We start from the raw sequence: 12,765 nt of genomic DNA, 5'->3' as shown, positions 1-12,765 counted from the left end.
GGTCGTCGTACCGCGCCGTTTCCCGTCTTTCGTGCAAGAGATATGATCTTACCATGAGCTTACGACGTTTCATACTGAAACGACTGTTGTCGATTATCCCGATCCTGTTCGGTGTCTCAGTGATTACGTTCTCGCTGGTACACCTCACGCCGGGTGATCCGATCGCCCAGATGGTTGCGATGAACCCGAACGTAACGGCGGCCGAAGAGGCCCAGCTACGCGCCCGGTACGGTCTCGACGGACCGATCTGGGAGCAGTACCTGACCTGGATGGGGAACGTGTTGACCGGTGACTTCGGTGAAGTCATCGGCTCCGGCCGCGACGTTTCGGAGGTCGTGATGACGCGTCTCCCCGAGACGATCGCCCTCGGTCTGTTCGGCTGGGCGTTCGGACTCGTGATCGCGATCCCCACCGGGATTTACGCGGCCATCAACAAGGACGAGTTCGCCGACACCGCCAGCCGGTTCCTCGCCCTCTCGGGCATCTCGATCCCGAACTTCTGGCTCGGCCTGATGCTGATCCTGATCGGTGCGCTCTGGATCGGACTGTGGCCGGTCTTGCCGCCCTCGAGGCACGCGCTGTACCATCCCGAGATGCTGTGGTATCTGGTACTGCCCGGTATCACGATCGGGACCGCGGCCGCGGCGAGTATCATGCGCGTGATGCGCACGTCGATGGCCGAGGAGATGAACAAGGAGTACGTGACCGCCGCGCGAGCGAAGGGACTGCCGGAGCGAACGGTCGTCCTCAAGCACGTCCTCCGAAACTCCCTCATCTCCGTCGTCACGCTCGCCGCAACGCTGACCGCGAGTATCGTCGCCGGTTCGGTCGTCGTCGAAGTGGTGTTCAACTGGCCGGGACTCGGTCGAGAGTTCATTACGGCGATCGACGAACGAGAAATAAATCTCATCATGGCGATCACGCTGTTTACTGGCGTGTTCATCATTATCGCGAATCTGCTGGCAGACATCCTGTACGCAGTACTCGATCCGAGAATCAGATATGACTAGCAACGAACATACGGAGCGCGGACGGATCCAGGTTTCCGGATTCGACTCAGAGAAGGTGCGACAACGGGAACCGTTGACCGGATGGACCGAAGAGAGTGGAACGGAGACCGAGAGCCGACTGGGGCGCGCCTGGAAGCGATTCAAGCACAACCGGTCCGCGCTGATCGGCCTCTTCGTCGTCGGCATTCTCTCTCTGTGTGCACTCTTCGCGCGTCCGGTCACGGTCGTGGGAATGACGGTTCAGCCGTTCTCGCTGGCGCCGTACGATCCAACGACGATCATGTACATGACGCCGGATTCCTCCGCGGGGGTCTACGATTCGCCGACACTCGCACATCCGATGGGGACCGACGGCTCCGGTCGTGACCTGTTCTCGCGCATCCTCTACGGCGGCCGATACAGTATCTCGATCGGCTTCGTCGTCGTCGCGCTCACCGGCGCCTTCGGACTGGTCTACGGTGCCATCTCCGGCTACTACGGCGGCTGGATCGACGAAATCATGATGCGAATCGTCGACACGGTCTACGCGTTCCCGGCGCTCATCCTGGCGCTGATCATCGTCGCGATTCTCGGCGGTGGTTACTGGCAACTCGTCGCCGCGTTCACCCTCCCGGGCTGGGTTACGTACGCACGTCTCATCCGCGGGGAGGTTCTGACGGTCAAGGAGAACGAGTACGTCATGGCCGCGAAGGCCCTCGGCGCGCGTGATCGATCCGTCATCTTCAGACACATCGTTCCGAACGCGATGCCACCGATGATCGTCGTCGCGACGCTCAACATCGGTACCGTCGTCATCGGCGTCGCTGCACTCGGATTCCTCGGTCTCGGCATGCCGCCTGGCAGCGCCGAGTGGGGGACGATGCTCGACCAGACCCGCGATACGCTGATCCAGGGTCCCGAGGGAGCGATCCCCTGGTGGGCGACCATCTTCCCTGGCGGTGCGATCTTTCTGTTCGTGATGGCGATGAACATGATCGGTGACGGGATCAACGACGCGTTCGACGCCCAGGAAACGGGCATCGAACAGCAAGGAGGTGGCTAACTATGGCACTACTCGAAGTCAACGATCTCACGGTAAAGTTCTACACGCAAGAAGGAGTCGTCACCGCCGTCGACGACCTCTCGTATCGTATCGAACGCGGCGAAAAGTTCGGTGTCGTCGGCGAGAGCGGTGCCGGCAAGAGCGTTACCGCGCTCTCGCTGATGCGACTCATCGAGAGTCCGGGCCGTATCGAGAGCGGGGAGATCCTGTTCAAAGGAGAGGATCTCCTCCAGATGAGCGAAGAGGAGATCCGGGACGTTCGTGGCAACGAGATCGCCATGATCTTCCAGGACGCACAGACGGCGCTCAACCCCGTCTACACCGTCGGCGAGCAGATCGCCGAGGCGGTCAGACACCACCTCGACTACGGCGAGGAGGAGGCTCGCGAGCGGACGATTCAGCTGCTCGACACCGTCGGAATTCCGGAGGCCGAGTCGCGCTTTTCCGACTACCCACACGAGTTCTCCGGCGGGATGCAACAGCGTGCGGTCATCGCGATGGCGCTCTCTTGTGATCCCGATCTCCTCCTCTGTGACGAGCCGACGACAGCACTCGACGTGACGATTGAGGCGCAGATCCTGGAGGAACTCGAGGGGCTCGCGGACGAGTTCGACACGGCGATCCAGCTCATCACGCACGACCTCGGCGTCGTCGCCGAAGTCTGTGACCGCGTGATGGTCATGTACGCGGGCAAGCCGGTCGAGAAGGCTCCCGTCGAAGACCTCTACTACGATCCGAAACACCCCTACACGGTCGGGTTGATGAGTTCTATTCCACGAGTTGGCAACAAGCGGGAGCGACTGCAGACCATCCCCGGCACCATGCCGGACCTCGTCGAGTTGCCGCCGGGCTGTAGCTTCCACCCGCGGTGTCCGTACGCCGAGGACGCCTGTACGAAACGGGAGCCGCCCCTGCTCGACCCGGAAACCGGTACGAAAGTCACCGGCACCGACACCGAACGCGCGGCCGCGTGTCTCGAGTACACCGGCGAGTTGCAGGAGGGTCTCGACTACTCCGTCGAGGTCCGTTCGGAGTCGGCCAAAGCCGAAGCCGGTGCCGGTGCCGGTGCGACAGCGCCGAACTCGGAGCGTGATCGCAAATGACGAGACCGAACGAAGAGCCCCTGCTGCGGGCCGAGAACCTGAAAAAGTACTACGACACCAGCGAGGGGTTCCTCGACAATCTGCTCGGACGCTCGCAGTGGGTCAAGGCCGTCGACGGGATCGACCTCGAACTGTACGAGGGAGAGACTCTCGGCGTCGTCGGCGAGTCCGGTTGCGGAAAGAGTACGCTCGGCCGGTCGCTGCTTCGACTGATCGAACCGACGGAGGGCTCGGTGTACTACCAGGACCGGGGCGTCTCCGACGACCCGTCCCACCAGGAGGAGATCGAAGTGACCGACCTCTCGAGTTCGGAGCTTCGTGACCTCCGGAAGGACCTGCAGTACATCTTCCAGGATCCGTTCTCGAGTCTGAATCCGCGGCTCACCGTCGGCGACATCATCGGCGAGCCACTCGACATCCACAATCTCGCCGAGGGAGAGGAGCGAACGGAACGGATCTACGAACTCTTGGAGACCGTCGGACTGAGCCCCAGCCACGCCCACCGCTACCCCCACGAGTTCTCCGGGGGCCAGCGCCAGCGCATCGGCATCGCCCGCGCGCTCGCGGTCGACCCCGAGATCATTGTCTGTGACGAACCGGTCAGCGCGCTCGACGTCTCGGTGCAGGCACAGATCCTCAACCTGCTCGAGGACCTCCAGGAGGAGTTCGGCCTCTCCTACATCTTCATCGCACACGACCTGAGCGTGGTCGAACACATCTCGGACCGCGTCGCCGTGATGTATCTCGGCGAGTTCGCGGAGGTCGGAACGACCGAAGAGGTGTTTTCGCCGCCCCACCACCCGTACGCGGAGGCGCTGCTCTCGGCGATCCCCGAACCCGACCCCCTCTGGGAGGGCGAACAGATCCTCCTGCCCGGAACGGTTCCGTCGCCGATGAACCCGCCCTCGGGCTGTCGGTTCCACACGCGCTGTCCCAGCATCATTCCGCCCGACGAGATCGACCTGCCACAGGACGTCTGGCGGTCGATCGTCGACCTCAAGCTACGGGTGATGGGCACCGACGAACTCGAGTCGATCACCGCAGTGGACGAAATCGAGGGAACACAGGGTGAACGGGTCGATCCGAACGCGGTGTCCCGCGATCGGTTCGGTGAACTGGTTCGTGACGAGTTCGCCATCCCCGAGGTGGTATCCGACTCCACGGCCGAACGGACCCTCTCGCAGGTCGTCGACGCACTCCACGCGGAAGACTTCGAGACCGCTCGAGAACTGCTCGACGAGACGTTCACGTCCCCGTGTGAGGTGCACAATCCGGACCACGTCCGGACGGGTGAGACACACGAGATCGCGTGTCTGCTGTACGACGACCGGTACGTCGACGGCGAGTTCCGCTCGTCGAACGGCGGGACGGGCGACGCCGTCGCCGACGACTGACGGACCTCGTTTTCACCGTCTCGAATCGTATCCGAACGTTTTAGTCTTCGACATCCCTGTACGCACCAATGCGTCGGATCTACGAGTCAGGGGCCCTCCGCCGTGACGACGACGAGCCGTTCTCTCCGCGGGAGCAAGAGGAGTCGGTCACGCCGCAGGCGATGCGCTCGATCGACAGCACCAGTCTGAGCCGTCTCGTCGTTCCGAACTGGATCCGCCACCGAGCGATTTCGATCGACGTCTCGACGCCGCGGTCGACGTACCCGGCAGACGCCGCGATCCCGTTCCAGGTCACGATGAGAAACGCGATGCCGTTCCCGATCACGATCACGACCGAATCGCCGATCGTGTGGTCCTGGGAGGTCGACGGTATCACCGAGGCGTCCCACGTCCCGCTTCACGATCCACCGGACGAGCGCCGCGGGTTCAGGTTCGACCGCGGCGAGCGAAAACAGTTCAGGAAGCGGTGGCAACAGCGCTTCCGCGTGACCGACGACGAGTGGGAGTCGGCCGAGCCGGGAACCCACACGATCGGCGCCGGACTCAACGTCGAGAACGCCGCCGAAAAGGGGTTGTACGACGAGACGACGGTCACCATCGAGCCCGACGCAGAGTAGCGCGTCGACTCTCTTCTTATTGCCCTCACCGCATCCACGAACGGGGCGCAGCCTCGACCGACGAGTCGTAGCGGTGACACCGAACCGATCGCTCACGCTCGTCGCCGGTATTCGGCTCCGCTCGCTCGCAGACCGTCGGAAACGCCTCGGCGAGTCTCGCCCGTGCGGCCTCGAGGTCGCCGTCGCTGAGCGACCGAATCGCGTCGTCGACGGCGCGGTCGACCGTCTCGTCCGGGATCGTCGACGGCAGGTCGAACGCCACACGAACCGTCGACTCGTCGACAGACGACTCGTCCGTTTCGACGGCGACTGACTCGGGGAGTTGCCCGTCCTCGACGGCGAAACGAAACCGAGCGATCGTCCGCCAGCACTCTCTCGAGAGCGCCACGTCGCTCGGCGGGATCAGTTCCGGGCACCGGGTGTGAAACCGACAGCCCGAGGGAGGATCGGCGGGATCCGGAACGGTCTCGGTCAGCGGCCGCACGAACTCCCGATCGCTCGGATCGAGGCTCGGAACCGAGCCGAGCAGGACCCTGGTGTAGGGGTGTGCGGGCGACTCGAGTACCTCCGAAGTCACCCCCTTCTCGACGAGTTTGCCGAGGTACATGACGCCGACCCGGTCGCAGAATCGGCGGATGACGTCGATGTCGTGGCTGATACACAGCACCGCGATGTCGAACTCCCGGCGGAGTTCGTCGAGCAACGCGAGGATATCCGACTTGATGCGGCCGTCCAGCGCGCTCGTCGGTTCGTCGGCGACGATCAGGTCCGGATTGCAGACGAGCGCGCGGGCGATCGAGATGCGCTGTTTCTGGCCGCCGGAGAACTCGTGTGGGAACCGATCGGCGTCGGCGGCCTCGAGCCCGACCCGCTCGAGGAGGTCTGCGACGATCGCGCGCCGGCGGTCGCCGTCGTCCATTCCGTGGAGTGCGAGCGGTTCGGCGACGGCCTCGCCGACCGTCATCCGCGGGTTGAACGCGTCGTTCGGATCCTGGACGACCAACTGGACTCGTCGTCTGAACCGCCGGAGATCGGCGCCGGTGAGCTCCGTCACTCGCTCGCCGTCGAAGCGGATCTTGCCACCCGTCGCCGCTTCGAGTCGGAGAATCGAGTGGGCCGTCGTCGTCTTGCCGCTGCCGGACTCGCCGACGAGGCCGAACGCCTCGCCGGGACGAAGTTCGAAGCTGACGCCGTCGACGGCGCGAACCCGGCCGGTTTCTCGCCGGAGCCACCCCTCCGTAATCGGGAAGTGCGTCTCGAGGTTTTCGACCTCGAGCAACGCCGACTCGTCCTCGCGCGGCGTCTCGCCCTCCTCGTGACCGGCGGTCCGTTCAGTCATCGTCACCCTCCGTCGAAACGGGCCGCGCCGCGGCGGCGTCGGCCAGCACCGGCGTCGGGTCCCGGTCGGGTCCGTAATGGACGCAGGAGACCCCGTGTGTCTCGCGATCGCCGACGGCGTACGACGGGGGCTGCTCGCCACCCACACAGGTGTCGACCGCGTGTCGACACTCCGCACGGAACCGGCATCCAGCAGTCGGAACGTCCCTTCGGGCAGTTCGATCGCCGCGACTCGAGCAGCCGGTGTAGCTCTCGAAGAGCGCTTGCGTGTAGGGGTGTGCCGGGCGGTCGAACAGCTCCTCGAGTGGTCCGCGTTCGACGATCGTTCCGCCGTACATCACGAGCAACCGATCGGCGAGGGCAGCGGCGACCCGCAGGTCGTGGGTGATCAACAGCACGGACGTTCCGTCGTCGGTCAGCCCCCTGAGCAGTTCGATCAGACGGGCCTGGACGGTGACGTCGACGGCCGTGGTCGGCTCGTCGGCGATCAGCAGTTCGGGATCGGACGCGAGGGCGATTGCGATCGCAGCGCGTTGGCACATTCCGCCGGAGAACTCGTGGGGATAGTCGTCGATCCGACTGTCGGCTCGCGGAATGCCGACCCGTCGGAGAAGATTGATCGCGCGCTCGCGCGCGGCAGACGCGGTGTTGTGAATCGTGATCGCTTCGACGAGTTGATCGCCGATCGTGTAGACCGGGTCGAGCGCGCTCTGTGGGCTCTGGAAGACGTGTGCGATCCGGTCGCCGCGAATCCGCCGAAGCTGTTCGTCGTCGGCCTCGAGCAGCGACTGGCCGTCGAATTCGACGCTCCCGCCGACGACGTCGGCCGGTGGCTCGGGGAGAATTCCGGTCAGGGACCTGCAGGTGACGCTCTTGCCGCTGCCGGACTCGCCGACGAGACAGACGGTCTCGCCGCGACCGACCTCGAAGCTCACGCCGTCGACGGCCCGGATCGTCCCCTGGTCGGTCCGGATGTCTGTTCGAAGGTCGTTGACGGACAGTAAGCGGTTCGATTCGGCCTGTTCTGGTCCCGGTGAGGGGTGTCGTGTCGACATGGGTATCAGTGGCTGTTAGTGATCATCGCGCGGATCGAGCGCGTCGCGGACGCCGTCGCCGACGAGTTTGAGCGACGCGAGCGTGAGCGTGAGAGCGATCGCAGGGAACGTCGAAACCCACCAGATCTCGTGTGGGTGCATCTCGAGACCGATCCCCGAGAAGTGGGGGTCGAGCCCCTCCTGCATCGTCGATCCCCAGGAGTAGAGCTCGATGTGGTGGAAGCCGAGGAAGGCGACGCCGGCTTCGACGAGCACCAGCAACGCGAGCAGATGGAATATCGCGGGCACGAGCGTGTTCGTGATGTTGGGGACGATGTGGCGTTTCGCGATATACGAACGCGAGGCGCCGAGACTGCGTGCGACGAGCACGTAGCCGTCCTCGCGGCGTTGTAGCGTCTCGCTCCTGACGAGCCGGGCGATCCCGCCCCAGCTGAGTAACCCGAACGTGACCAGCAACAGGAGCAAGGAGACGTTCCAGTACATGTAGCCGATGAAGAAGACCACGATCGCCGGAATACACAGCTGGACGTCGACGTAGCTCATCAGCAGGTCGTCGACGACCCCGCCGCGGAAGCCGGCGATGATCCCGACGACCGTCGCGACCGGAACGACGAACGCGGCGGTAAAGACGAGCACGGTGAGGGTGACGCGCGCCCCTTCGACGAGGAGGTGGCCCATCGGATGACCGCGCTGGTTCGTGCCCAGCGGGTACGCCGCGGTCCCGTCACAGTAGCGGGTGATCCCCTCACCCTCCGTAATCTCTCCGAGGCACTCCGCGTGCCAGCCGTTCACGCTCGTAAAGCCGTACGGGGCGTGAAACCGGTGCTGGAAGGCGAGATCCGGCGACCCGAGGACGACCGAGCCGAGAACGGCGACGAGTGAGAGTCCCAGCAGGAACGCCGCGCCAGCCGCGTGAGCCGGTCGGGCGAAGAGACGACGCAGAAGGCGGATCAGCAGCGGCCGGTGTCGAACGGCAGGTACCAGCCCGACCGAGCCGAGCACGACCGTTCCTAGGAGCATCACCCAGTCGAGTCGATCGAACGTGCGGCCGGTGACGTCGATACCGACGGTCTCGAGGGCGTAGACACAGCCGACGACTACCAGCCCGACGAGAACCGCCGCCCGCGTCGGGGTGAGGAGCTGGCGCGACCCGTCGAGGTCGTCCCACTCCACCTCCTCGAAGCGGTGTGGATCGCCAGCGTCACTCATGAAAGCTAATCGAAAGGTACGACCGATATATAATAAAACTATGTTATATATTGGGCCCGATCGGCCGGGCAAAGAGCGTCAGAAATCCGATACGCTTTTCGTGTGACACTCGGTATCGGCGGGCAATGCGGTCCCGTTCAGCCGTCGACTCGCGCGAATCTCGTCTGCGATTCCAGTCGCTCGACCTGACGGTTTCGCGCCGGAGGTGGGTGCCGTGAGCGTGCTGCGGATCGTCGCAAAGCGAATCGCGCTGGGCGCCGTCACTGCGTGGGCGGTGCTGACGGCGGTGTTCGTCGCGTTCACCGTGAGCCGCGACTGGGTCGAAGGTGGAATCGAGGGGACGATGCGGTATCAGGGTGCCAGCGAGCAGGAAGTCGAGAGCGCCGTGGACGACTACCTCGCGACACACGGACTCGACCGTCCCCTGTGGGAGCAGTACGGAGACTGGATGGTGAGCATGCTCACGCTCGATTGGGGGGACTCGTTTTTCGTCGGCAGCGATCCGCAGTCGGACGCGGCACTTTTCGAGACCGGCGAGCCCGTGTTCCCCATGGTACTGGAAGCCACCGCTCGAACGGCGATCTACGTTCTCCCGGCGATCGCTATCGCCGTCGTGCTGGGGATGCTGATCGGACTGTACGCCGCGTTGCGTCCCGAGAAGCGACTCGCGAAATCGGGTTCGGGGACCGCCTACCTGCTGTTTGCAGTGCCGAACTTCTGGATCGGCGGGATGGCGCTCTCGCTGGCTGCCGGTGGTCGGATACCTCACTCGAACCTGGCGTTCGAACACCTGCTGCCGATCGCGTTGACCGCGACGACGCTACTCGGCGCGTACGTAAGCTACGCCCGTGCACACTCACTCGAGTACTCGAACGCCGCGTTCGTGACCCTCGTGCGAGCGAAAGGAGCGGGGCCGATCCGTATCGCGAGACACATCGTTCGAAACGCAGCGATTCCGCTGTTCTCGATGCTGTTTACGGAGGTGCTCGCGCTGCTCGTCCTCGCCATCTTCGTGATCGAGTCGCTGTTCGGGATCGACGGCTTCGGACTGTTGCTCTTCGAAGCGATCCACCTGCGGGATCTCCCGGTCGTGCTCGGCTGTACGCTGGTCATCATCGCAGTCGGCATCGTCGGGAACATCGTTCAGGACGTCGCCTACAGCGGTCTCGATCCGCGGGTAGACACCGGAACCCGTTGACCCACACACGATCGACCGTGGCGAGCGTAGACGCTCTCAGGGCTCGACTCCGCCGTCCGCGCCACCGATCTCGTTCGGATCGATCTCGAGCAGCGGCGCCGAACACCCTTCGCAGTTGAGCGCGAGCACTTCGTACGATCGGCAACACGACTCGATGGTGTCCTCGCTCATCGTGATCGGGCCGCCACAGGTCGGACAGGAGTCGTGGAACGACCGCAGCACCTCGAGCAGTTCGATGCGCTGGGCCTGGGGCACGTCCGTCCAGCGCTCGGTCAGTTCGGACAGCGCCTGGTGGGTCGCGATATCGGCAGCAAACGCGGCCTCCGAGGGCCACTTGTGAATCCGACGACCGATCTTGACGGCGGGGTAGGATCGGTCCTCGACGGTCACCGACTCGGGTTCGATACCGTACAGATCGGCGACGAGCGCTCGGTCGAGCGGTTCCTCGGGGAGGCCCGCCACTCGGTCGTCGATCGTGTCCGCGAGTTCGTCGGTGAAACAGAGGTCGTCCTGGGTTTTACACGGCTCGACGGCACCGACCTCGAGGAGGAACCGCTCGGGATCGACCGCGCTCTCCTGCTGGCGCTCGAACTCGTCGATGATCTCCGGCTCCCCCTCCGTCGACTGCCCCGGCTCCTCTCGCTGGCGTTCCTCGAGGGGATGTTTGTCGAACGCTGCGAGGATCCGCTCCGGGAGATACCGCTTCGTCAGCGTCGGCGTCCCGGGAACGAGGTATCCGCGGAGGGCGATCGCGGCGAGCGATCCTGCGAAGGTGAGGACGCCGCCCCTGCGCGAGACGATCCCGACGAGCGCACTCGCGGCGGCGGCGATCAAAACGTTGAGGATCGTACACGGGACACACCGGTTCTCGCCGGTGTACTCCGGATTTCGGAGGACGGAAAGCAGATCTCGGTCCGAATCTGTCATGCTAACCGATTGTAACCCGGTGACCAAAAACGGGAGGGCTCGATCCTGTCCGTCGTCGGCTCCTGGCACTCGTCACAGCCGCCGGATCGGTCGTCGGTCGGTCGCAGAGAGGGGGAACTCGAGTTGGTTCCTCGGACCGTCTCACGATCGGCGACCTAAGTAACGGGGTGTAGAATATATCCCTGTAGAATAGGTAGGTGCGACCAGTGCCAGATTATATCGAGTGTATCGATTGTGACTTCGTTCTGTTAGCCGCAAGCGCGACGGATCCGATCCCAAAGCGCCAGGACGTGTGTCCAAACTGTAGCAAATCTAACTTTCAGTTCATAGATAGCTGAAGCGGCTCTGCTGACCCGGGTCTCACGTCCACGTCCGTTCTCGTCGACGGCTCCAACACAGCTCTCGTGGGCGCTAAATTTGAACTACGCCGAGTTCGCACCCTCGTTGTCCTTCGAACTGACTCAGTACTTCCACGGATTCAGGACTCACTCCTCGCCGTGCTCGTCGTTCGGTGTTGAATCCCTGAAAAGTAGCGGGAGGTAGATTTGAACCACGGTCGCAGCAAAGCTGCTCCCTGATTCAAACTGCTCCGTGTTATGAGTGGCGCTCACGAACTTGTTCGCGCCAAAACATAGGGGGAGGTAGATTTGAACTACGCCGACTTCAGTCGCTTCGCTCCCTCGTCGTCTACTTCAAATCGACACTAAACTATTTTCGAGACTCACGGCACTCCTCGCTCTGCTCGGAGTTGTTGTTCGTCTCGAAAATAGCGGGAGGTAGATTTGAACTACCGATCTGCGGGTTATGAGCCCGCCGGAATCTCCTGGCTATCCCATCCCGCTATCACATCATAACCCGGTGCGCTAGTTAAGGGTTGTGATTCCGCCGCCGTATGTGGGTTTCTACCGCTACTCTCGATGCACCTTCCACGTGTAGAGGCTCTCACAGGTATAGTTGACGAAGAAGCCAATCGCCATCCCGACGATGTTCGCCGTCACGTACCAGACCCCGAACCGATGGTACAGTATCCAGAGAATCGAAAGCGCCACAAGCAGGCCGGCGAACCGAACTAGATTCGACCGCAGGAACCGCGTTCCGAGCGCTCGAGCCGACATCGTCCCGTGACTGGCGAACGTCCATCGCTCGTTGATTACGAAGATGACTGCGATGGCGAGTTCCCAGGCGATCATCTTCGCGAGGACCGGCCCCAGAACGGTCAGTTCGACCAGTGCGAAGAGGGCGACGTTGTCGACGGTCGCTCCCACGAGGCCGACGCTGGCGAACTGCGTAAATCGCGTTGTCGAGAGCAACGCCCGAAATCGTGTCCGGATCGCGTCGACGGGTGAACGTGACATCGTCGCTGGTTCAGATACGGCACTCGAGTCGGTCGCCGCCGGTCGGCAGCGAGGGACGAACTTCGGGCGGACCGACCGCCAGGGTCGCCTCGGTCGCGGTCGGCGGCATCCCTCGCTGGAACGTCCAGCGAACGCCGGCCGGCAGATCAGCACTGGCCGTCGCGCCCGGCTTACAGCGCGAGGTCGGCTTTCGGTCGAATCACGTCGACGGCCTCGGCGTCGATTCGCTCGACGTCGAGGAAGTGCGGGGTGAAGTTGCGCTTCTCGAAGTCCTCGAACTCGTCTTCGGTCCCGACGGTACACCACAGCTGAACCTCTTCAGGGCCGTGCCACTCGCCGTTGCGGCTGATGGCGAAACAGACCACTTCCTCCCCGCCGTACTCGATGATGGCTCCCTTCCGGATCCCGGGGTCGCCGTGGATGATGAGGCGCTTCATGTCGGCGAGTTCTCGTGAGAGTGGATTAAGCCTTCTGACTCTCGTACGGTTCGAGCGTCGGTTCGGCCCGGTCGCGAGTC

12 protein-coding genes and 1 tRNA gene are annotated in these 12,765 nt (G+C 63.6%); 6 read left to right on the top strand and 7 right to left on the bottom strand.

Features of this window, described 5'->3' with window-relative positions:
* The first annotated feature begins 53 nt into the window (after positions 1–53).
* From CV102_RS02100 to CV102_RS02080, 5 genes are all read left to right on the top strand, one after another.
* Complete coding sequence (locus tag CV102_RS02100; protein WP_148856181.1) at positions 54–1,010, top strand: ABC transporter permease; 957 nt, start codon at positions 54–56, stop codon at positions 1,008–1,010.
* Entirely contained in the window at positions 1,003–2,052 is a 1,050-nt protein-coding gene (locus tag CV102_RS02095; RefSeq protein ID WP_148856180.1) for an ABC transporter permease, read from the top strand. Before CV102_RS02100 ends, CV102_RS02095 begins: the two co-directional genes overlap by 8 nt.
* Before the next feature lie 2 nt (positions 2,053–2,054).
* A complete protein-coding gene (locus CV102_RS02090) occupies positions 2,055–3,155 on the top strand; it encodes an ABC transporter ATP-binding protein (RefSeq protein ID WP_222863680.1) in 1,101 nt (366 codons plus the stop codon).
* On the top strand, positions 3,152–4,549 hold the full coding sequence (locus CV102_RS02085) for an ABC transporter ATP-binding protein (RefSeq protein WP_148856179.1): 1,398 nt from the start codon (positions 3,152–3,154) through the stop codon (positions 4,547–4,549). The genes CV102_RS02090 and CV102_RS02085 overlap by 4 nt, the downstream gene beginning before the upstream one ends.
* A gap of 68 nt (positions 4,550–4,617) precedes the next feature.
* Positions 4,618–5,166 carry a hypothetical protein gene (locus CV102_RS02080; RefSeq protein WP_148856178.1) on the top strand — a complete coding sequence of 183 codons (549 nt, stop codon included), beginning with the start codon at positions 4,618–4,620 and terminating at the stop codon, positions 5,164–5,166.
* Positions 5,167–5,191: 25 nt separating this feature from the next.
* Here the strand turns inward: CV102_RS02080 and CV102_RS02075 are convergent, their stop codons facing one another.
* Genes CV102_RS02075 through CV102_RS02065 form a run of 3 tightly spaced genes read right to left on the bottom strand, consistent with a single transcriptional unit; the run spans position 5,192 to position 8,768 of the window.
* Entirely contained in the window at positions 5,192–6,505 is a 1,314-nt protein-coding gene (locus tag CV102_RS02075) for an ABC transporter ATP-binding protein (RefSeq protein ID WP_148856177.1), read from the bottom strand.
* Positions 6,498–7,559 (bottom strand): ABC transporter ATP-binding protein, encoded by a 1,062-nt coding sequence (locus CV102_RS02070; RefSeq protein WP_148856176.1) that lies wholly within the window; start codon positions 7,557–7,559, stop codon positions 6,498–6,500. Before CV102_RS02070 ends, CV102_RS02075 begins: the two co-directional genes overlap by 8 nt.
* 15 nt (positions 7,560–7,574) lie before the next feature.
* Positions 7,575–8,768, bottom strand: coding sequence for an ABC transporter permease (locus CV102_RS02065; protein ID WP_148856175.1), 1,194 nt, complete (start codon positions 8,766–8,768; stop codon positions 7,575–7,577).
* Between the two features lie 214 nt (positions 8,769–8,982).
* Between CV102_RS02065 and CV102_RS02060 the strand changes: the two genes are divergently transcribed.
* Entirely contained in the window at positions 8,983–9,966 is a 984-nt protein-coding gene (locus CV102_RS02060) for an ABC transporter permease (protein WP_187432838.1), read from the top strand.
* A 36-nt stretch (positions 9,967–10,002) separates the two neighbouring features.
* On the opposite strand, the gene CV102_RS02055 is transcribed toward CV102_RS02060, so the two are convergent.
* From CV102_RS02055 to CV102_RS02040, 4 genes are all read right to left on the bottom strand, one after another.
* Positions 10,003–10,893, bottom strand: a complete 891-nt coding sequence (locus CV102_RS02055; protein WP_148856173.1) for a hypothetical protein — start codon at positions 10,891–10,893, stop codon at positions 10,003–10,005.
* Between the two features lie 767 nt (positions 10,894–11,660).
* Positions 11,661–11,735, bottom strand: a tRNA-Met gene (locus CV102_RS02050).
* A gap of 66 nt (positions 11,736–11,801) precedes the next feature.
* On the bottom strand, positions 11,802–12,248 hold the full coding sequence (locus CV102_RS02045) for a GtrA family protein (protein WP_148856172.1): 447 nt from the start codon (positions 12,246–12,248) through the stop codon (positions 11,802–11,804).
* Between the two features lie 170 nt (positions 12,249–12,418).
* Complete coding sequence (locus tag CV102_RS02040) at positions 12,419–12,685, bottom strand: HAH_0734 family protein (protein WP_148856171.1); 267 nt, start codon at positions 12,683–12,685, stop codon at positions 12,419–12,421.
* Positions 12,686–12,765: the final 80 nt, after the last annotated feature.

The organism is Natronococcus pandeyae (assembly GCF_008122205.1).
Taxonomy (GTDB): Archaea; Halobacteriota; Halobacteria; order Halobacteriales; family Natrialbaceae; genus Natronococcus; species Natronococcus pandeyae.
Note: the sequence above shows the minus strand (reverse complement) of the source record. Positions and strands in the feature narration are given on the sequence as shown.

Coding starts and splice junctions, on each gene's coding strand:
- CV102_RS02085 (WP_148856179.1), top strand. CDS start 3,152: ATGACGAGACCGAACGAAGAGCCCCTGCTGCGGGCCGAGAACCTGAAA.
- CV102_RS02045 (WP_148856172.1), bottom strand. CDS start 12,248: ATGTCACGTTCACCCGTCGACGCGATCCGGACACGATTTCGGGCGTTG.
- CV102_RS02070 (WP_148856176.1), bottom strand. CDS start 7,559: ATGTCGACACGACACCCCTCACCGGGACCAGAACAGGCCGAATCGAAC.
- CV102_RS02090 (WP_222863680.1), top strand. CDS start 2,055: ATGGCACTACTCGAAGTCAACGATCTCACGGTAAAGTTCTACACGCAA.
- CV102_RS02080 (WP_148856178.1), top strand. CDS start 4,618: ATGCGTCGGATCTACGAGTCAGGGGCCCTCCGCCGTGACGACGACGAG.
- CV102_RS02055 (WP_148856173.1), bottom strand. CDS start 10,893: ATGACAGATTCGGACCGAGATCTGCTTTCCGTCCTCCGAAATCCGGAG.
- CV102_RS02040 (WP_148856171.1), bottom strand. CDS start 12,685: ATGAAGCGCCTCATCATCCACGGCGACCCCGGGATCCGGAAGGGAGCC.
- CV102_RS02095 (WP_148856180.1), top strand. CDS start 1,003: ATGACTAGCAACGAACATACGGAGCGCGGACGGATCCAGGTTTCCGGA.
- CV102_RS02065 (WP_148856175.1), bottom strand. CDS start 8,768: ATGAGTGACGCTGGCGATCCACACCGCTTCGAGGAGGTGGAGTGGGAC.
- CV102_RS02075 (WP_148856177.1), bottom strand. CDS start 6,505: ATGACTGAACGGACCGCCGGTCACGAGGAGGGCGAGACGCCGCGCGAG.
- CV102_RS02100 (WP_148856181.1), top strand. CDS start 54: ATGAGCTTACGACGTTTCATACTGAAACGACTGTTGTCGATTATCCCG.